Here is a 19,075-nt window from a genome sequence, read left to right on the forward strand (position 1 = left end):
ACTTTAACACGGGTTAGGGGGAGTTGGTTAGAATGGACGGGCGTGGTCAACCCTGGCAGCCATGGGCCTTTACGAGTCTTGGGTCCGGCCTTGGATCTTTACCCTAGACCCGGAATGGGCGCATCAAACTTTCATCCAGACCCTGCACCGGCTACCCCCCCAGCCCAACCATTGGTTGCATGCCCTGGCGCGGCGACACTTCACCTACAACCACCTTGCCCTGCATCAACAGGTATGGGGCCTGCATTTTCCCAATCCCCTGGGTTTAGCCGCCGGCTTTGACAAAGATGGCTGGGGCATCCCCTGGTGGGCCGATTTGGGTTTTGGTTTTGCCGAGCTGGGAACCGTGACCCCCCAGGCCCAACCCGGTCAACCGCCACCCCGCCTGTTTCGCCTCCCCGCCGATCAAGCCCTCATCAACCGCCTGGGGTTCAACAACCGGGGGGTATGGCAGTTACAGGAGCAGTTGCAGCGGGCATGGGCCATCGGCAAACCGGCTATTCCCATCGGCATCAATCTGGGTAAAGGCAAGGACACCCCCTTGGAGCAGGCCTGGCAGGACTATCTCTACAGCTTTCAACGGTTGAAAAACTGGGGGGACTATTTTGTGGTGAATGTCAGTTCCCCGAATACGCCGGGTTTGCGGGAGTTACAGGCCCGGTCGTTCCTGGCCCCCATTTGCGACGCCCTGCAACAGGCCAACCCCCAGGGGAAACCCCTTTTGCTGAAAATCAGCCCCGACCTAACCGAGGACCAGGTGCTAGCCGTGCTGGAACTGGTGCGCATTTATGGTTTAGCCGGGGTGATTGCCACCAATACCACCACCGCCCGCCCGTCCTTGCGCAGTCGCCACCGTCAGCAAGCGGGGGGATTGAGCGGTAAGCCCCTCGCCCCACGCTCTACCCAATTCATCCACTTCATTTACCGCCAGACCCAGGGGCAATTACCTATTATCGGGGTGGGGGGGATTTTCGATGCCCATGACGCCTGGGAAAAAATCACCGCCGGTGCCTGTTTACTGCAACTGTACACGGGCTGGGTATATCGGGGGCCGGGGGTCGTGCGCCGCATTTTGACTGGACTAGTGGAAAAGCTCAGCCAGCAGGGCTTGACGTGCCTATCCCAAGCGGTGGGGCGCCAACACCGGCTTTAAGAGCGGGCTGTTTCCTCCACCGAACTAGGTAAGGACAGTTGCTGCCGGTACTGTTCGATGTCCCGCTCCAAGGAGGCAATTTTCTGGTCGCGCCGCCACAGTTCCCGCCGGGCAATCAGCCAGCGTTGAAACTGATTCCAGATACCAAAGAGCCAAGCCAGGACAGCCCCCACCCCCATCGCCATGATCAATTCCACCGCCAAGGGATAGTTCACCGTGTAGGAACCGAGCAGATGCACCGTGACCGGCTCCATGTTCTGGAGGCTGAAAAGCACTAACGCCAGGCAAAACGCAAAAATCAAGACGGCGTTGATCTGCACCATAAAATTTCACCTCGGACGCTCACGATTTATAGGGTATCAGGCTTACGGCCCCGGCTCCCCATTTTCAACCTTCCTTAAATAACGCCGCGCCAGAAAGAAACCGACGATGGTTTTGGCATCCACGGCTACCCCCCGGTCAATGGCCTTGGTCAGTTCCGCCGGCGTCAACAACACCACCTCCAAGTCCTCATCCGGGTCCCGTGGGGGCGGCTGGGCCAGGGGTACCACATCCGTCGCCAGGTAGGCATAAATAATCTCATCAGAATAACCGGGCGCCAGGAAAAACTCTCCCAGGGATTGCCAGGTGCGGGCGTAGTAACCCGTTTCCTCCGGCAATTCCCGCTGGATGGTTTGGAGAGGGCTTTCACCCTTTTCGACCGTCCCCGCCGGAAACTCCAACAGCCGCCCCTGGGCCGTAAACCGGTACTGCCGCACCAGCACCAACTGGCCCTCCGGCGTCACTGGCACCGCTAACGCTCCCCCCGGATGGCGCACACACTCCCACTCCCCTTCTGCCCCATTGGGCAACCGCAGGCGATTCACCTCGTAGCGAAATTTCCGCCCCTGATGCCAAAACCGCTTCGCCAAGAGCGCCGGGGGTTCGTTGCCCATGGCTAGCCGGGGGTCATGGCCTTTTGAAACGCCGCCCGATGCTGACAGCGCTGGAGATAGGCCGCTATAGCCGGGTAAGGGCTGACCTCCAGGCCGAACATCTGGGTAGCAAAGAACAAAATGGACGCCAGGGCCACATCCGCCACCGTCAACTGAGAACCCGTCAAGTAGTCCCGGTCGCTCAGGATTTGCTGCAACGGCGGCAGGAGTTTCCCCAGTTCCTGCTCCCGTTTTTCCGGCGGTTGCGCCAGGGCCTGGACCAGCGTGGAATTGCTAAACAACACCCATTGATAAAGCTCCGCCCGTTTGGCTGGGGTTGGCGGCAGTTGCCCGTATTTATCCGCCAGGTACAGCAGGATCGCCCCTGACTCCCATACCACCACGTCCCCATCCACCAGCGCCGGCACCTTGCCCATGGGGTTAATGGCTAAGTACGCCGGTTGCCGATGGTCACCCGCCCCCATGTCCAACCGCACAAACTCGTAGGGAACCTGTAGCTCTTCGAGGTACCAGGCCACAATGGCCGCCCGGGAGCGGGCTCCCCCGTACAGTTTCAGCATAACAACGGCTATTTGTACAGCGCCAGCCCCAACCGTACCGCCATCACCAACGGCAACAGGGCCACCACCAGCGCCACAAACACCTGCGTATCCGACAGTCCCATCGCTTGCGCTCCACACACAACTCCCTAGATTACTGTGCCGGAAATGGGCGTCCGTTGCACCGATCTGTTACATTATGAAATACTGTGCGTCCCACCCCCAGGATGGAACCACTCCTTGACCGGCTGATTGAGGTCCCCCAGCACTTTGGTCCCCAGACCCTAATCATCATCGGGATTTTGGTTCTTTTGGAAGCCGTTTTATCGGCGGATAATGCCATTGCCCTGGCGGCGATTGTCCAGAATTTGCACGACCCCAAATTAGAACAGCGGGCCTTGAACTGGGGCCTGGCCTTGGCCTTTATTCTGCGGGTGGTTTTAATCTTAACCGCCACCTGGGTCCTGCGATTTCCCATTGTTTCCGTCATGGGGGGGTTGTATTTGTTGTGGCTGGTCTGGAATTATTTACGCCATCGCCACCGGGAAGAGGACCCCCAGGAAATGCCCATCCCTCTGGACCCGGCGGCCTCCTTTTGGCAAGTGATTCCGGCGTTGGCCTTGACGGATTTGGCCTTTTCTTTAGACAGCATTACGACGGCCATTGCGGTGGCGGAAGAAACCTGGCTGGTGCTGTTGGGGGGTGTAATGGGTATTGTGGCCCTGCGCTGTTTAGCGGGTCTGTTCATCCGCTGGTTGGAAATCTATACCCATTTGCAGGATGCGGGTTATGCGACGGTGGCTTTGGTGGGGCTGCGCCTGTTGATCAAGGCATTTCGACCGGACCTGCTGCCGCCGGAATGGTTGACCACCACGGTGATCGTGGGTTTGTTTGTGTGGGGGTTTTCCCAGAAAAATCCCGATACTTCCCCCTGATGGTGGTGGCGACACCGCGCTTTTTGGCCAAATTAGCCGCCCAGTTGTGGCCCAGTGACACCGAGCAGCAAAACCGCTTTGTCCAGGTGCTGCTGTCCCCAACACCGCTGCCGACCGGGATAGCCTGGTGTCGTCCTCGCCCCGAGCCGTTGCCCTTTCCGGTGCTGCCACCCCTGGCTTGGCAACCGCCTTGGGTGGATCGGGTGGCGCCAGAGGTGCAACCAGGCCGGCATCCCCTGCACAACCGGGGCTATTACTACTGTCTGGACATGTCGTCGGTGTTTGCGGGGGCGGTACTGGGGGCGATTCCGGTGACCCAACCGGTGGTAATTGACCTGTGTGCCGCGCCGGGGGGTAAGAGTGTGCTGGCCTGGCGGTATTTGCACCCTTCCCTGCTGATTGCCAACGAACCCATCGGCAAACGGGTGCGCACCCTGTTGAGCAACTGGCGGCGCTGTCGTATCCCGGGCGTGGTGGTGCAGCAGGACCCGGCAACGCTGGCGCAGCACCTGGCCCAGACCGCCGATGTGGTGATTGTGGATGCGCCCTGCTCGGGGCAATCCCTCCTGGCCAAGGGCATGAAAAATCCCGGCTGTTTTCACCCCCGCACCGTCCAGTTCAATCGTCAGCGCCAGCGCCGGATTTTGGCCCAGGCCCAGCAACTGCTCAAACCGGGGGGGTATCTGGCCTACATGACCTGCACCTACAGCCCCGAAGAGAACGAGGAGAACTGTCAATGGTTGATGACCCATTTCCCCGAGCTGCAACCGGTAGGGGTGCCGGCCCTGGCAGCGGCTCAATCCCACTTGGTCGCGTTTCCCTGCTATCGTCTGTGGCCCCAGGGGGGAGAGGGCGCCGGTGCATTTACCTGTCTCTGGCAATGGTTGCGGGAGGGGACTGGGGCGGCGGTGGATAGGGACTGGTTACGGCAGGTGCAGGTATCGCCAGCGCGCCGGGCAATGCAAATAAATGGCAATGAAAAGGGGGTGGGGGACGGGGAGCGTGATAAGTTCAAGGATGTGCCTCTCAATGGTGACGATTATGAGCGAAACTCCGACGATTTCTCCCCGGCAGATGAATCTCCTGCGGGTGGTGGCGGCCCTGTCTTGGAGTGATGGCGAATTGTCCCCCGCCGAACGCAACTTGATCCTGGACCGATTTTCCCAACTGTTTGCCCAGGACCCGGCCCAACAGGCCCGCCTGCGCCAGGAATTGCAGGACTACGTCACCCAAAACATTCCCCTGGAGGAACTGGTGCCCAAGTTGGCGACGGAAACGGAAAAGTTGCTGGTGTTACAACTGGGCTATGCCGTGATCAAAGCCAGTCGCCGCCGGCCCGACGAACCCCTGATTAACCCGGAAGAACAGGCCGCCTACACCAAACTCATCCAGCTTCTCCAAATTCCCCCAGAACAGGTGCAGATTTTGGAAGCGGAAATGGAGGCGCAACTGCAACAGCGGCCCAGCCTGGTGGAGGCCGTGGTGGACAAGGTCAACCGGTACATCCAGACCTCCCCGTGAGACTGGAGCAGGCAGGGTCGGCTAGAATAGGGCCAAGGGATGGCCTGCCTATGGTATCTGATGCCCCAAACCGTTCGTTGACCTCAGAATTCAGTTTTTCGCCCCATCAGCTCCCCCCTCAAAATGTAGCGGCGGAGGAGGCCATCTTGGGGGGGATTTTGCTGGATCCCGATGCTATGGGGCGCATCAGTCACCTCCTCAAACCGGAGTTTTTCTATATCCAGGCCCACCAGGAAATTTACCGAGCGGCCCTGAGTTTGCATTTGCAGGGCAAACCCACGGATATGACAGCGGTGGCCACCTGGTTGCAAGACCAGGGACTGCTGGAAAAGGTAGGCGGCCCGGCCAAGTTGGTGCAATTGGTGGATCAGGTGGTCAGCGCAGTCAACATTGACCAGTACGCAGCCCTGGTGGCGGATAAATACCTGCGGCGCCAACTGATCCAAGCGGGCCAGGCTATCCTGCGTTTGGGTTACGAAACCACCCTGCCCATTGAACAAGTCCTGGACCAGGCGGAACAACAGATTTTTGCCGTTTGCCAAAATCAACCCCGGCAGGAACTGGTCTCCACGGCGGAAATGGTGAGCACCATTTGGCACGAAATCGAACAGCGCTCCGAAGACATGCTGCCGCCGGGGATCACCAGTGGGTTCTATGACCTGGACGCCCTCACCCAGGGGTTTCAACGGTCGGATTTGATCATCGTCGCTGGACGGCCCTCCATGGGTAAGACCTCCTTTTGCCTGAACATCGCCCGCAATATCGCCGCCACCCACCGGTTGCCCGTGGCCCTGTTTAGTTTGGAGATGTCTAAGGAGCAACTGGTGTACCGGCTGCTGGCCAGCGAAGCCCGTATCGAAAGCACCCGCCTGCGCACCGGTCGCATCGCCGAGCATGAATGGCCTCAGCTCAACCAGGCCATCAGCACCCTGGCGCAACTGCCCATTTTTATAGACGATTCCGCCAGTGCGACGGTGATGGAGATTCGCTCTAAGTGCCGGCGGCTGCTAGCGGAGCAGGGTAACCTGGGGCTGGTGCTGATTGACTATTTGCAATTGATGGACAGCGGCGGCAGCGGCAGCGAAAACCGGGTGCTGGAACTGTCCCGCATGACTCGGGGCTTAAAGACCCTGGCGCGGGAGTTGCAGGTGCCGGTGATCGTGCTGTCCCAGTTGAGCCGGGGGGTGGAACACCGCACCAACAAGCGCCCCATGCTGTCGGACCTGCGGGAAAGCGGCAGTATCGAGCAGGACGCGGATGTGGTAATTATGTTGTACCGCGATGAGTATTACCATCCCGACACACCGGAGCGGGGGATCGCCGAAGCCATCATTGCCAAGCACCGCAACGGGCCGACGGGGGTGGCCAAGTTGCTCTTCGACGCCCACCTCACCCAGTTCCGCAATTTGAAACACTGACCGGCAGCCCCAAGTACCGTTCCAACTCCTGCACCGCCCGGTCCAGGTCATCGTTGACGATACAGGCGTCAAATTCGGGGGTGGCCTGCAGCTCCTCCCTGGCGTGGGCGAGGCGTTTTTGCATGGCCGTTTCTGAGTCCTGACCCCGCTGGCGCAGGCGTTGCTCCAGGGTTTGCCAATCGGGCGGGCAGATAAAAACCAGGGTGGCCTGGGGAAAGGACCGCCGGATTTGCCGGGCACCCTGCAGCTCGATTTCCAAAATCACCCACTGGCCCCGTTGCAGCGCCTGTTCCACGGGCTGGCGGGGGGTGCCGTAGTAATTGCCCGCGTATTCCGCCCACTCCAGGAGAGCGCCGGCGGCGATGGCGGCCTCAAACTCCTCACGACTGACAAAGATATAGGACTGGCCGGGGATTTCTCCAGGACGGGGGGGTCGCGTTGTCAGGGAAACCGATACCTGCAATTGGGGATGGCGCTGGCAAAGCCGTTTGAGCAGCGTGCCCTTGCCCACCCCACTCGGTCCAGTCAGCACAATCAAGCGCCCGCTTGTCTCGGCCATAGGTACATTATCCCCGACAACCACGTCAGCACCACGGCCAGGCCAAACAACCCCAAGCTCACGTTGCCCGGCCACAGCAGCAGGGCCACCACCGCCCCCACCTGGCTGACCGTTTTCGCCTTGCCCCAGCCATGGGCGCCCATCACCTGGGGTAACCGCCCCCGCCAAGCCGTGATGGTCAACTCCCGGGCCAAGAGCAGAAACACTCCCCAGGCCGGTAGGTCCCCCGTTTCCACCAGGGCCAGCAGGGGCGCCATCACCAACAACTTGTCCACCAGGGGGTCCAGCCACTTGCCCAGGTCGCTCACCTGCTGCCAGCGCCGCGCCACATAACCGTCTAGGGCATCCGTCGTTGCCCCCAGCAGAAACAGGCCCGCCGCCCAACCCCGCGCCCCCAGGGCCAGCGCCACAAACAGCCCCGGAATCACCAGCAACCGGCTGAGGGTCAACCAGGAGGCCACCGTCATGACCGCCGCCGTAGATAATCCCGCAATCGCCACAACTGCCAGACCTGCCCCACTTCCAAGGGCAAAACCGACACGGCCGCCAGGTCCACCTGCACCCAGCCGTCCCCCCAATGCCAGGCTTGCACCCCGTCCACGGCCCCGCTAAATTGCCACTGCAACGCCTCGGCGGCCACCCGTTGCACCCGCGCCCGGAAGGGGATGACGCCTCCCCAACGCAATTCCACCGACCGACCCGACGCCACCGGCATCCCCAGGGGCCAGCCCGCAAACCACCACTGCCGCAGTGCTGCCGGTTCTAGGATCGCCTGGCGAATCTGGTCCCGGTTGGCCGTCAATTCAATGCGCAGCGTCGTGTGCTGAAAAGAACCAAACATCCTTACTGCCGGTTGCCTAACCCCCATCGTACTGCATTACCAGGGGAGTGCCTGCTGCAACCGTTGCCAAGCCAGATGGGCCACCGCCTCATAGTGGGTTTTCCCCGTAAACAACTCGGCAAACTTACGGGTCGCCCCAGGGCGTTTGACCCCTACCCGGTAGGCCAACCCCGGCCAGCGATAAAACACCTGGGCCAGCCGTTTTGCCCAGACCATGTCCCGGCCCCAGGTGTTCTGCACCGTTGCGGTGTAACGCGCTAGGGCATCCCTATCCCCCGCGAGGGCCTGATCCAGGGCTAGGGCCGCCTGCCACCCCGTCCACAGGGAAGGCCGAATCCCCTCGGCGGTAAACGGGTCCACCACACAGGCTGCTTCCCCCACCAACAGGGCGTTTTCGGTATGCAGGGGTTGGGGCGCGTCCCACAGGCATAGGGGATGACCGTACTGGCGCGCCTGGGCCACATCCACCTGGAAATGGGCGGCATAGGTCTGGAGAATCCGGCGCAAGTCCTGGGAAATGCCCCCGCCGGCCAAGGTCCCCACCCCCAGGGAAAACCCGTCCCGTTTGGGGAAGTTCCAGGCGTAGCCGTTATGCACCAGGCCGAATTCAAAGCAGATACGGGGCCGGGGGTTTTCTAGCAAGGGTACCTCCGCCTCCAGGGCACCCGCCAGTCGCCGCCGCTGGCGAAACCCCAGCCAACCCGCCAACTTCCCTTTGGCCCCATCAGCCGCCACCAGATAGCGCCCCCGGTAGGGTTCACCCGTCGTCTGCACCTGCCAGCCGTCCCCCTGCCAGGCAATGCCAGTAACCGCCGTGCCGTCTTGCACCTGCGCCCCCTGCCTTTGCGCCTGTTGCACCAGGAAATGGTCAAACACGTCCCGCCGCACCATCCAGATGGGGTCTAGGTCCGTCAGTTCCACCGTCACCGGGTCCCCCAACTGCCAGGTGTAGTGAATCCGGCAGCTGAGGCAGGAGATAGCCGGGGTGAAATCAAAATCAAACCATTCCTGCACCTGGGGCGAGACGCCACCCCCACAGGGCTTGTAGCGGGGCAAGGACGCCTGTTCCAGCAGCAGCACCGACCGCCCCCGTTTCGCCAGATGGTAGGCCGCACTGCCGCCGCCGGGTCCCGCCCCGACCACAATCACGTCATACCTCATCGCCAGATGCGCCGGTGGTACTCGGTAATATCCCGATAGGGGTCCCGGTAAGAGTGATGATGATGGTGTTCGTGGGGGTCATGGGGATGGTCGTGGGAATGATCATGGGAATTCCCATTAACCACCTGGAGGCGGAATTTGCACACATCGCAGTTCATGGGGGTGATGCTGCCGAAGGTTTCCCGTTCCCGCTGGCGCAGAAGGGCCAACACCGCCGGATGCCGCCCCAGTTCCGGCAAACAGGTAATCGGGACCTCCGGGTGTTCCCGTTGCATCTGGGCGGCCATGGCTTGAATTTTCTGCACCAGGACGCCGGTGAACAAAAAGTGGGGCGCCACGATCACCCGCCGGGGTTGATGCAGCCAGACCCGCCGCCAGCCCTCCTCCAACCGGGGATGGGTAATGCCCACAAAACAGGTTTCCACCGTCAAGTAGCCGCTCCCTTCCCAGAGCAAGCGCGCCAGCTTAAAGGCATCACTATTGGCGTCTGGATCGCTCGCCCCTCGACCCACCAGCAACACCACCGTTTCGGCCCGGGGAATCGTCGGGTGGTCGGCTTGGGCCAATCGTTCCTGCCACAGGGCCAAAATCTCCGGCGCCAGGCCCAGATGCCGCCCGTAGTGAATCTGTAAACCCGGATACTGCGCCCGTGCCCGGTCCAACTCCCGGGTGATGTCCAACTTCAGATGCCGCGCCGCCAGCAACAACAGGGGCACCACGGAAAGCTCCCGCCATCCGGCTGCAACGCAAGTAGCAATGCCTTCAGCAATCAGGGGTTCCGTTAGCTCTAGGAAACAGGGCACTACTGGGCGCGAGGGGTCCAGCGCGGCGTACTCCTGGGCAAAGCGTAAAAAATCAGCCCGGCCTTGGGCATCCCGGCTACCGTGGCCCACCAGCAACAAAGGCCGGGGATAGGGCAATGCTGGGAAATCAAACCTTCGTTCCGTCTGTACAGCAACCATCTTCTACTCCTTCCACCCGTGCGACGCAGGTGGGTGCAGGACCAACCGACCCTGGGGCATTCAGGCTGAGGGCAAAGCCCATCACTGCTGCGGCACAGCGCCGGATTCGCACCGGACTTTCCCCCAGGGCCAGCGTTACCATCATAGCGACCCAAGGACCCCCCAACCAATTTGCTAAATTATGAAATGTCTTAAATAAATCTAAACATTCGGTCGAGTTGGGAGTGTTGCGGTGATGGGTAAGGCATGGGTACGTTGGGGATGGGTGCTGCTGATAGCCTGTTTCTTCTGGTGGAGCGGGACCGGGTCGGCTTGGGCGGCAACCTATCAGATCAAAATGGGGGCCGACAACGGACTGCTGGCGTTTCAACCGGCCCAGTTGACCATCCAACCGGGGGACACGGTGGAGTGGCTCAACAACAAACTCCCGCCCCATAACGTGGTGTTTAGCTCAGTGCCCAACGGGGATGAGGCCCTGGCGGAAAAGCTTTCCCACCAAGCCCTGGTCTATAAACCCGGCGATAGTTTTCGCATTACCTTTGGTTCCGACTTGCCCCCCGGCACCTACACCTACTACTGCACACCCCACCGGGGCGCCGGTATGGTGGGCAAGATCATCCTGCAGGGTTAGGGCGGATGACGACGGAAGGGGTGCTGCTGGGCCTGTTTGGTCTGGCCTTACTGCTCCTGGGGAGTGTGACCGTGGGGGTGGGCTATCTCACCTGGGTGGAGTGGCGCGACCGGCGGCGACAGCAACAACAACGTCTCGGGTCCCGGTCTCGGTCGAAGGGCTTTTAGGGACTACGGGGATTGCCTTGACCGGTCCATTTTTTGTAAATTAGAAAAGCTTGCCTCTGGGGTCATGGCAGGTCCCGGAGTCAAGTAGCGCTAGCGGCTGGTGGATCGATTCTCGGGGATGTGATCAAAAGCGTTTGATTCTAAACGTCTTCCGGCATCCCCCTACCCTTCATCCACCAGGGCTGCGGTTGTGTGGGTGGTGATTCCCTGGATCACCAAGACATACAATGTTCATCCTCGTCAGCGATGGCGGGGGGTGCGGCACAAGGAGGGTAGCCATGCAAGCACTCGGAAGACAAATCCTGGTCGAGTTCTACCAATGCGACCCCCAAGTCCTCAACGATGAGGCGCGTATCGCCCAAATTCTCCTGGAGGGGGTCCGGCGGTCTAGAGCGACGATCATTACGGATTTGTTCCACTCCTTTAGTCCCCATGGCGTCAGCGGTGTGGTGGTCATTGCCGAATCCCACGTGGCCATTCACACCTGGCCGGAGTATGGCTATGCCGCGGTGGACATTTTCACCTGTGGGGAAACCATTGACCCCTGGGTGATCCAGCAGTACCTGCAGGAGCAGTTCCAGGCCCGGAGCTATTCCAGTATGGAACTCAAGCGGGGGCTGTTCCCAACGCCGGTGCGCCATAAACCGGTGGCGGTGGCCCAGGTGGGGTAGGCCCTATGGACACCAGTAAATTTCACCAAATCCAGTTCACCGAGTTCTGGGAGGGACGCACGGGCCAAACCTTCGGCGTGGAGGATTTGCTTTATAGCCGGCGCAGCCCCTATCAGCAGGTGCAGGTCTGGCAGACGGATGCCTTCGGTCGCCTGCTGACCCTGGATGGCCTGGTCATGTGTACCGAGCGGGATGAATTTATTTATCACGAAATGATCAGCCATCCGGCCCTGTGCCTGGTCAATCAACCCCGGCGGGTGCTGGTGGTCGGCGGCGGCGATGGGGGTACGGTGCGGGAGGTGTTGCGCCACCCCAATCTGGAACAGGTGGACCTGGTGGAAATTGACGCCCTGGTGGTGGAGGTGGCCCAAACCTACTTCCCCACTATGGCCAGCGGCTTCCAAGACCCCCGCCTGCATCTCCACATTGCCGATGGGGTCGCCTTCGTCCAAGGGGTGCCTGACGGGACCTATGACGTGGTGATCGTGGATTCCACGGACCCGGTGGACATGGCGGAGGGGTTGTTCGGCTTGGATTTCTACCGGCAGGTGGCCCGGATTCTCCAACCGGCGGGGGTCCTGGTCTTCCAGAGCGAATCCCCCTTTGACCGGCTGTTTCAAGAGACGATCCGGGCAGCCCACCACAGCCTGCGGCAGCTTTTTCCCATCGTGACGATGTATTTGGCGTTTATTCCCTCCTACCCGACGGGCATGTGGTCATTTACCCTGGCCAGCAAGCAATATCATCCGGTGCGGGATTTTGACCCCCAGCGTGCCCAGGCGCAAATTAGCGCTTTTGCTTCCCAGTTACGCTATTACAACCCGGAGGTGCATGTGGCGGCCTTTGCCCTGCCTACCTTTGTGCGCCAGCAATTGGAGGAGAATTAATCCGCCCATTGTCTGCTTTGCTGAAGGGGACAACCCTCCATGGCGCCCAGGCCCGTACCGACCCCTAAGTATGGGGGCGCTCCCCCGAGCCTGTGGGAAGGGGTCGCCGCTGTGGGACGTTCAAGGGTTGGACCCGACGGCCACTACAAATCTGGCAGGAAGCCGACTGTAGAGGCAGTTGCCACCACCTTTTGCCCCGGCGGATGGCTTCGTTCTCCTGGAGGAAAGTACAGTGATCTGGAACCCCATGCGGGGGCTGGGGGTGAGGAAGTTGCGTCTGGCGGTCCTCATCCAAGGGGAACTGCGGCGAGACGCTCGGTTTCGACCGTTGGCGCCGGAGTAACAGGGCTGCCACAACGACTGCCAAGGATACGATAGACCTGCTGGTGATGTTCGCTGCTTTGCAGTTGCGCCCGCAGGTGTTGCCATTGTCGCCAGAGTTCGGCCCGGTCCTGGATTAACCGTTCCTCCAGCACAGGACAATCCACGGTCAACTGGGCCACCAGGACAAACCCATCCTGGAGTTGCCCCAGCACCTCCTGGGACTCCCGTAGCCACCCCAAGGACGCCCGCAGGTCTTCCCCCAGCCAGTCCTCGGCAAATTCCCACAGGTAACGGGTGCGTTTGATGGCTTTGCGCAGGTCGTGTAGACAATCTGGGTTTTCAGAAACCGTGTTCACGGCCCACCCCGGATACAGGAACAACTCCGCCCAGCTCCTGATCAAAACGTGGGGCAGGGTTTCCGCCAGGGGACGGTCCCCCAGGGGATGCCAGCGGGGCCGGTCGATCCAATCGCGCCAGACCTTATACACCCGTTCATAGGTTGCCGAGTGCAGGAGGGCTACCAATTCCCGCTGTTGCTCCCGTCGCTGCTGTTGCAATTGCCGCACCCAGCCCTGCACCACCTTCTGCTCCTGAGGGGGCAGCGCCGGTAAATAATGGTTTTGCAACCGCTCCAGCATCACATCCGCATCCCGGGCCTGCCCCAACACCCGGCTGATCATCCCCACCTTGCGGGCCACCCGCGGCACGTCCAACACCCCCTCGAAGGTCGTCAGCAACGAGCGCAAGCGCCGCATGGCCACCCGCATCTGGTGGATGGCTTCCGGGTCTTTTCCCTCCTTGACCCCCTCCTCCTGCTTGCTCCACTTGCGAAAGGCCTTCCCGAGATGCTGATGGATCCACCACCCCAGGGTCGTCGCTGCCATAGCCGTTTCCCCCCAAGGTTAAGACGAGGTTAATCAGAAATAACTCTAGTATAACCCGAGGAGCTAAAGATGGATCCCGCACTCGGTTTTGCCGGTGCCCCGCCAGCGGCCAGCCCGTTCGTCCTCCCCTTCGGCAATCGGCGTAGTCAGCGGTTCATCCCCAATACTGGCGTAGCCCCGGTCGTGCAGGGGGTTGTAGGGGACTGTGTGTTCCATGACGTAGGCCCAGCTTTGTTTGCGGGTCCAGTAGGCCAGGGGATTGATTTTGAGGCGCTGGCGCTTGTCCCACTCCAGCACTGGCATATCGGCCCGGGTGGTCGCTTGGTCCCGCCGCCGTCCCGTAATCCAGGCCACCGCCCCCAGTTCCTGCAACCCCCGTTGCAAGGGTTCAATTTTGGTGAGGTAGTGAAATTGCTCAATATCCGTCTCCCAGAGTTTTTCCCCGTAGCGCTGGGCAAAGGCCTCCCGGGAATTCACCGTCTGGATGCGGTAGATTTTCAGGTTCAAGTCGTAGTGGGCCGTGGCTTGGGCCACCAGCTCCAGAGTCTCCGGGAAATGGTGCAGGGTATCCAAAAACAACACCGGCACGGGATGGGGGGGCTTGAGGTCCCGGTAAAGCAGGTCGGTGATCACCATGTCCTCCACGTTAAAGGCACTGGCCTGCACCAACCCCTCCAGCAACAGGTCCACCGCCCAGGCCAGGATGTCCCGCGGGGTGGCCGTCGCTAACTCCCGGTTCAGGGTTGCCAGGTCAAGCTGGCGCACCTTCTGCCACAGCTCTGGATGCACAGTCGTTTCCGTCAACACAGGACTTGTTTTTTCACCATAGGGGGTCTGGGCACCAACTGGCTGATTCATTTAGCTTCCCTTAAGAGTGTCACACCACCATCCATGCTACAGTAAAAAAGAACCTATTCCGATCGGAATTAGCGACAATGACCACAGTATCTGGAGGGGAGGGGCGGTTGCCCCGGCACGAGGCGGTCAAAATCCACAGCCATTACCTCAAGGACCCCTTGGCGGCGGAGATGGCCCAACCGACCAGCCACATCAGCGAGGCGGCCGCCCAGATTCTCAAGTTTCACGGCTCTTACCAGCAGGACGACCGGGACCAGCGGCAGGTCCTGCGGCAACAGGGGTTGGAGCGGGCCTACTCCTTCATGCTGCGCACCCGCCAACCGGGGGGACACGTGCCGCCATTGCTTTATCGCACCCTGGACGACCTGGCTGACCGCTACGGCAACGGCACCCTGCGGATAACCACGCGTCAAACCTTTCAACTGCATGGGGTCCTCAAGGCCAACCTGCCAACGGTGATCCAAGAAATCGTGCGGCAGATGGGGAGCACCCTGGCGACTTGCGGGGACATCAACCGCAACCTCATGGCCCCTCCGGCCCCTTTTCGCCACCGGCCCAGTTATCGCTACGCCCAGGAGTACGCCCGCCGCTTGTCCGATTTATTACTGCCCCGCACCCGCAGCTACTACGAACTCTGGATTGACGACGAAGAAATCCCGATTCCTGAACTCCCCGACTTAGCCAAACTGCCCCGTATTCACCTGGACGACCCGGTGGAACCCCTCTATGGCAACCAGTATTTACCCCGCAAGTTCAAATGCGCCATCACCGTCCCCGACGACAACACGGTGGATATTTACTCCCAGGACATCGGGTTGATTGTCATTACCGACGCCAAGGGCCAACTGCGGGGATTCAATATCTTGGTGGGGGGGGGCATGGGGCGCACCCACAACAACGACACCACGTTTCCCCTGTTAGGCCAGCGACTGGGGTTTGCGCCGGCGGAGACCATTGAGACGGTCATCCAGGCCATCTTAGCCGTCCAGCGGGACTACGGCAACCGCCACGACCGCAAGCACGCCCGCCTGAAGTACCTAGTGCACCAGTGGGGGATACGCAAGTTCCGGCAGGTGATGCAGGAATACGCCGGCCTGAAGCTGAAACCCTGGCATCCCCTGCCGCCCTTTCCAGCGGGAGTAAATTACCTGGGCTGGCAACCCCAAGGGGACGGCAAGTTATTTTTGGGGTTATCCATCCCCACCGGGCGGATTCGGGACACGGCCACCTGTCGTCTGAAAACGGCCCTACGGCGCATCAACGAAGAATTTTGCCTGCCGATACAACTGTGTCCCACCCAGGACCTGATCCTCACCGACATTGACCCGGCCTGGCGACGACCCATCACCCAAATTTTGCGGGAGCACGGGGTACCCTTGCCCGAGGACCTTTCCCCCCTGCGGCAACTGGGGATGGCCTGCCCGGCGCTGCCCACCTGCGGTTTGGCGATCACCGAATCCGAACGGGTCTTTCCTGAGGTCCTGACGCAAATCGAGACCGTTTGGCAAGAGCTGGGGTTGGGCGACACCCCCCTAATTGTGCGCATGACCGGCTGCCCCAACGGTTGCGCCCGTCCCTACCTGGCGGAGGTGGGTCTGGTGGGAACTTCAGCGGGGTATTACCAAGTCTGGGTAGGTGCCAGCCCCAACGGCGACCGCCTGGCCCAGGTCCTGTGGGAGAAGGTGGCCTTGGATGAGGTCGCCCCCACCCTCAAACCCCTGTTTGCCTTCTACAAACAGGAACGCTACACGGGAGAGCGGTTCGGGGACTTCTGCCACCGGGTCGGGCTGGCGCGCCTTCAGGAAATCGCCCCCTGATACATCCTCCTTTTGTATAAACACTGTTTGTACGGTTATCGGGGGATCTAAAGTCGAAAAATCCGTTAAGAATGGGGTTAACGGCTTGTCAGGGGGTGGTGAATCTTCCTAAACTAGGGGCACGTGTCACGCGGCAAGACCCATGGTTGAAGCAACTGGAACCTCCCGGCGCACCCCTTACCGGCCTCAGCACCGGCGGCGCATTTTGTGTGTGTTTCCCCGCTACAGCCCCGCCTTTGGGACGTTTCACCATGCCTACGAACTGATGCCGGGGGTGAAGGCCTTTATGCCGCCCCAGGGGTTGCTGGTGGTAGCGGCCTACATGCCTGAAAGCTGGGAGGTGCGTCTGGTGGACGAGAACATTCGACCTGTGCGCCGGTGGGAGTATCGGTGGGCGGATGCGGTGATCATCAGCGGCATGCACATCCAAAGGCCCCAGATTTTAGCCATCAATCGCCAGGCCCATCGCTGGGGCAAGATTACGGTTTTGGGGGGACCATCGGTGTCGGCCTGCCCGGAGTACTACCCGGAGGTGGACATTTTGCACCTGGGGGAGCTGGGGGATGCCACCGATGCGGTGATTGCCTACTTGGACCAACACACCACCCGCCCGGAAAAACAGCTCATTTTTCGTACCCAAGAACGGGTGCCCCTGCACGAATTCCCCATTCCCGCTTACCACAAATTGCCCCTGGACCGGTATTTCATCGGCAGCATTCAGTTTTCCAGCGGTTGTCCCTACCACTGCGAGTTTTGTGACATTCCTGCCCTGTATGGCAACCACCCCCGTCTGAAAACGCCCCAGCAAATCCTCGAGGAGCTAGACGCCATCCTGGCAGCGGGGAATCCGGGGGCCATTTACTTTGTAGACGACAATTTTGTGGGCAATCGCAAGGCGGTGATGCAACTGCTGCCCCATCTGATTGAGTGGCAAAAAAAGCGGGGGTATCCGGTGCAGTTTGCCTGCGAAGCCACCCTAAACCTGGCCCAAAGCCCCAAAATTTTGGCCATGATGCGGGAGGCCTATTTCTGCACCGTGTTTTGCGGGATTGAAACCCCCGAGCCGGAAGCCCTGCGGTCCATTGCCAAAGACCACAACCTGAGCCTGCCTATTTTGGAGGCGGTGAAAATTCTCAACAGTTACGGCCTCGAGGTGGTCTCCGGGATCATTATGGGTCTGGACACGGACACCCCCGACACCGCCGACCGGATTCTGGAATTTATTCGCCTATCGAACATTCCCATGTTGACCATCAACCTGTTGTATGCCCTACCCAAAACCCCCCTGTGGACGCGGCTGGAAAAGGAAGGGCGCTTGATTTTTGATGAAAACCGCGAATCCAACGTGGATTTCCGGCTGCCCTACGAGCAGGTGGTGGCCATGTGGCGCTACTGCATTACCCAAGCCTACACTCCGGAATTCCTCTACCGGCGTTTTGCCTACAACCTGAAGCACACCTATCCCAACCGCATCCAGCCCCCTAACAGTCCCGCCCGCACCAACTGGAAAAACCTACTCAAGGGCTTGCGGCTCATGGCCAATATATTGGTCAAGGTGGGGCTGTTGAGCGACTACCGGGATGTGTTCTGGAAGTTCGCCCTTCCCGCCCTCAAAGAGGGGCAAATCGAATACGTCATCAGCGCCGCCCTGGTGGCCCATCACCTGATTAAATTCGCCCGGGAGTGCGGCCAGGGGCACCAGTCGGCCTCCTTCTACTCCCAAAAAATCCGCCACCCCGTGGCCGTCAGCACCACCTATTAATGACCCGCTGCTTGGGGTTTCCCCGGCCCCCCAATCTTGCCCCGGAAGACCACGTAGTTGTAGATGTTATAGCCCAGGACGATGGGGATCAAAAAGCCCACAAACGTCAGCATAAACACCAACGTACTGGGGGCCGCCGCTGCCTGGTAAATGGTGATGCTGGGGGGAATGATGTGGGGAAAAATCAAAAACCCCAACCCGATAAACGACAGGGCAAAGATCAAAAAGGTGTACACAATGGGGGCCACCTCCTGACGTAACTGCAAACTGCGCAACAAAGCCGCCACCAGCCCTAACCCCAGCACAGGAATCGCCGCAAAAACATACACCAAAGGCCGCGAGAACAACAACTCCCGCGCGTGTTCCGACAGCAGGGGGGTGCTCACGGTGATGTAAATCGCCCCCGCCAGGGTCGTCCAGGTGGCAATCGTTGCCGTGCGGTAGTAAGTCTGCTGCAACTCGCCGGTGGTCTTCAGGATCAGGTAGGTGGAACCGATGAGCACATAGCCCTGGATCAAAGTCAAGGCCACCACCACCGTCCGCCAGGTCAACCAATCCCAGGGGGTGCCCACAAAATGCCCCGCCGCATCCACCTTGATCCCTTCAAACACCGTTCCCAGGGCAAACCCCTGCCCCAGGGCGGCAATGAAACTCCCCACCCCAAAGGCCACGTTCCACACCATCTTGTTCTCAGCATTTTCCCGGAACTCAAAGGATACCGCCCGCAGGATCAGCCCCACCACCATGATCACCAGGGGGATGTACAGGGCCTGCAGAATCGTGGCGTAAGCTAGGGGAAAGGCCCCAAACAACGACCCCCCCATCAGTACCAGCCACGTTTCGTTGGCGTCCCAGACATTCCCCAGACTGGTCATCAAAATCGTGCGCCGTTCCTCTCCCTTGGCCGTCAGGGACAAAATCCCCACCCCCAGGTCAAATCCATCCAGCAACACATACAGGAATAAAAACAGCCCCAAGATGAAAAACCAGACCTGGGGCAGAAAATGGGCCAGGGGGTCCAGGGATGTGGACGGCATAGGGCACCTCCTC

The 19,075-nt window shown here is 60.4% G+C and carries 23 protein-coding genes and 1 riboswitch; of the genes, 11 read left to right on the top strand and 12 right to left on the bottom strand.

The features are described 5' to 3' along the window. Positions 1–61: 61 nt before the first annotated feature. Positions 62–1,153 (top strand): quinone-dependent dihydroorotate dehydrogenase, encoded by a 1,092-nt coding sequence (locus tag Q6L55_00285; GenBank protein ID MEN9257152.1) that lies wholly within the window; start codon positions 62–64, stop codon positions 1,151–1,153. Here Q6L55_00285 and Q6L55_00290 read toward each other — a convergent pair. From Q6L55_00290 to psaM, 4 genes are read right to left on the bottom strand one after another with little or no spacing between them, the layout of a single operon-like run. Next, positions 1,150–1,476, bottom strand: coding sequence for a LapA family protein (locus tag Q6L55_00290; GenBank protein MEN9257153.1), 327 nt, complete (start codon positions 1,474–1,476; stop codon positions 1,150–1,152). The two genes, Q6L55_00285 and Q6L55_00290, sit on opposite strands and share 4 nt — an antisense overlap. Before the next feature lie 42 nt (positions 1,477–1,518). Next, on the bottom strand, positions 1,519–2,088 hold the full coding sequence (locus Q6L55_00295) for an NUDIX hydrolase (protein ID MEN9257154.1): 570 nt from the start codon (positions 2,086–2,088) through the stop codon (positions 1,519–1,521). Positions 2,089–2,090: 2 nt separating this feature from the next. Next, positions 2,091–2,648: a glutathione S-transferase family protein gene (locus tag Q6L55_00300; protein ID MEN9257155.1), complete on the bottom strand. Its 558-nt coding sequence runs from the start codon at positions 2,646–2,648 to the stop codon at positions 2,091–2,093. An 8-nt stretch (positions 2,649–2,656) separates the two neighbouring features. Beyond that, positions 2,657–2,752: a photosystem I reaction center subunit XII gene (gene psaM / locus Q6L55_00305; GenBank protein MEN9257156.1), complete on the bottom strand. Its 96-nt coding sequence runs from the start codon at positions 2,750–2,752 to the stop codon at positions 2,657–2,659. A 102-nt stretch (positions 2,753–2,854) separates the two neighbouring features. Between psaM and Q6L55_00310 the strand changes: the two genes are divergently transcribed. The 4 genes from Q6L55_00310 to dnaB are packed head-to-tail and all read left to right on the top strand — an operon-like array spanning position 2,855 to position 6,501. Beyond that, positions 2,855–3,562 (top strand): hypothetical protein, encoded by a 708-nt coding sequence (locus Q6L55_00310; GenBank protein ID MEN9257157.1) that lies wholly within the window; start codon positions 2,855–2,857, stop codon positions 3,560–3,562. Next, positions 3,562–4,677, top strand: coding sequence for an RsmB/NOP family class I SAM-dependent RNA methyltransferase (locus Q6L55_00315; GenBank protein MEN9257158.1), 1,116 nt, complete (start codon positions 3,562–3,564; stop codon positions 4,675–4,677). The genes Q6L55_00310 and Q6L55_00315 overlap by 1 nt, the downstream gene beginning before the upstream one ends. After that, positions 4,604–5,083: a hypothetical protein gene (locus Q6L55_00320; protein MEN9257159.1), complete on the top strand. Its 480-nt coding sequence runs from the start codon at positions 4,604–4,606 to the stop codon at positions 5,081–5,083. Before Q6L55_00315 ends, Q6L55_00320 begins: the two co-directional genes overlap by 74 nt. 50 nt (positions 5,084–5,133) lie before the next feature. Next, complete coding sequence (gene dnaB, locus Q6L55_00325; protein ID MEN9257160.1) at positions 5,134–6,501, top strand: replicative DNA helicase; 1,368 nt, start codon at positions 5,134–5,136, stop codon at positions 6,499–6,501. Here dnaB and gmk read toward each other — a convergent pair. From gmk to Q6L55_00350, 5 genes are read right to left on the bottom strand one after another with little or no spacing between them, the layout of a single operon-like run. Next, positions 6,473–7,060, bottom strand: coding sequence for a guanylate kinase (gmk, locus tag Q6L55_00330; GenBank protein MEN9257161.1), 588 nt, complete (start codon positions 7,058–7,060; stop codon positions 6,473–6,475). The genes dnaB and gmk overlap by 29 nt on opposite strands. Next, positions 7,036–7,560, bottom strand: coding sequence for a CDP-diacylglycerol--glycerol-3-phosphate 3-phosphatidyltransferase (gene pgsA, locus Q6L55_00335; protein MEN9257162.1), 525 nt, complete (start codon positions 7,558–7,560; stop codon positions 7,036–7,038). The genes gmk and pgsA overlap by 25 nt, the downstream gene beginning before the upstream one ends. Then, complete coding sequence (locus tag Q6L55_00340) at positions 7,524–7,901, bottom strand: hypothetical protein (protein MEN9257163.1); 378 nt, start codon at positions 7,899–7,901, stop codon at positions 7,524–7,526. The genes pgsA and Q6L55_00340 overlap by 37 nt, the downstream gene beginning before the upstream one ends. Positions 7,902–7,937: 36 nt before the next feature. After that, on the bottom strand, positions 7,938–9,062 hold the full coding sequence (locus Q6L55_00345) for a geranylgeranyl reductase family protein (protein MEN9257164.1): 1,125 nt from the start codon (positions 9,060–9,062) through the stop codon (positions 7,938–7,940). After that, on the bottom strand, positions 9,059–10,024 hold the full coding sequence (locus Q6L55_00350) for a sirohydrochlorin chelatase (protein ID MEN9257165.1): 966 nt from the start codon (positions 10,022–10,024) through the stop codon (positions 9,059–9,061). The genes Q6L55_00345 and Q6L55_00350 overlap by 4 nt, the downstream gene beginning before the upstream one ends. A 3-nt stretch (positions 10,025–10,027) precedes the next feature. Further along, a riboswitch (adenosylcobalamin (AdoCbl) riboswitch) is annotated at positions 10,028–10,170 on the bottom strand. Positions 10,171–10,259: 89 nt separating this feature from the next. Between Q6L55_00350 and petE the strand changes: the two genes are divergently transcribed. The 4 genes from petE to speE all read left to right on the top strand — a co-directional run bounded on the left by petE (position 10,260) and on the right by speE (position 12,380). Then, entirely contained in the window at positions 10,260–10,655 is a 396-nt protein-coding gene (gene petE, locus Q6L55_00355) for a plastocyanin (GenBank protein ID MEN9257166.1), read from the top strand. Between the two features lie 5 nt (positions 10,656–10,660). Then, the gene (locus tag Q6L55_00360) at positions 10,661–10,822 is read left to right on the top strand and encodes a hypothetical protein (protein ID MEN9257167.1); all 162 of its coding nucleotides are present in this window, start codon (positions 10,661–10,663) and stop codon (positions 10,820–10,822) included. A gap of 278 nt (positions 10,823–11,100) precedes the next feature. Next, entirely contained in the window at positions 11,101–11,493 is a 393-nt protein-coding gene (gene speD / locus Q6L55_00365) for an adenosylmethionine decarboxylase (protein MEN9257168.1), read from the top strand. A gap of 5 nt (positions 11,494–11,498) precedes the next feature. Next, entirely contained in the window at positions 11,499–12,380 is an 882-nt protein-coding gene (gene speE, locus Q6L55_00370) for a polyamine aminopropyltransferase (GenBank protein ID MEN9257169.1), read from the top strand. Positions 12,381–12,667: 287 nt separating this feature from the next. Here the strand turns inward: speE and Q6L55_00375 are convergent, their stop codons facing one another. Together Q6L55_00375 and cysH are read right to left on the bottom strand one after the other, a co-directional pair. Then, the gene (locus Q6L55_00375) at positions 12,668–13,588 is read right to left on the bottom strand and encodes a CHAD domain-containing protein (GenBank protein ID MEN9257170.1); all 921 of its coding nucleotides are present in this window, start codon (positions 13,586–13,588) and stop codon (positions 12,668–12,670) included. 63 nt (positions 13,589–13,651) lie between these two features. Beyond that, positions 13,652–14,446: a phosphoadenosine phosphosulfate reductase gene (gene cysH / locus Q6L55_00380; protein MEN9257171.1), complete on the bottom strand. Its 795-nt coding sequence runs from the start codon at positions 14,444–14,446 to the stop codon at positions 13,652–13,654. 77 nt (positions 14,447–14,523) lie between these two features. Between cysH and Q6L55_00385 the strand changes: the two genes are divergently transcribed. Further along, complete coding sequence (locus Q6L55_00385; GenBank protein ID MEN9257172.1) at positions 14,524–16,263, top strand: NADPH-dependent assimilatory sulfite reductase hemoprotein subunit; 1,740 nt, start codon at positions 14,524–14,526, stop codon at positions 16,261–16,263. Positions 16,264–16,405: 142 nt separating this feature from the next. After that, entirely contained in the window at positions 16,406–18,025 is a 1,620-nt protein-coding gene (locus Q6L55_00390) for a DUF4070 domain-containing protein (protein ID MEN9257173.1), read from the top strand. On the opposite strand, the gene cydB is transcribed toward Q6L55_00390, so the two are convergent. Continuing rightward, positions 18,022–19,062 (bottom strand): cytochrome d ubiquinol oxidase subunit II, encoded by a 1,041-nt coding sequence (gene cydB, locus Q6L55_00395; protein MEN9257174.1) that lies wholly within the window; start codon positions 19,060–19,062, stop codon positions 18,022–18,024. The genes Q6L55_00390 and cydB overlap by 4 nt on opposite strands. Between the last annotated feature and the right edge of the window lie 13 nt (positions 19,063–19,075).

This window comes from Gloeomargarita sp. SRBZ-1_bins_9 (assembly GCA_039794565.1).
In the GTDB taxonomy this organism is placed as follows: domain Bacteria; phylum Cyanobacteriota; class Cyanobacteriia; order Gloeomargaritales; family Gloeomargaritaceae; genus Gloeomargarita.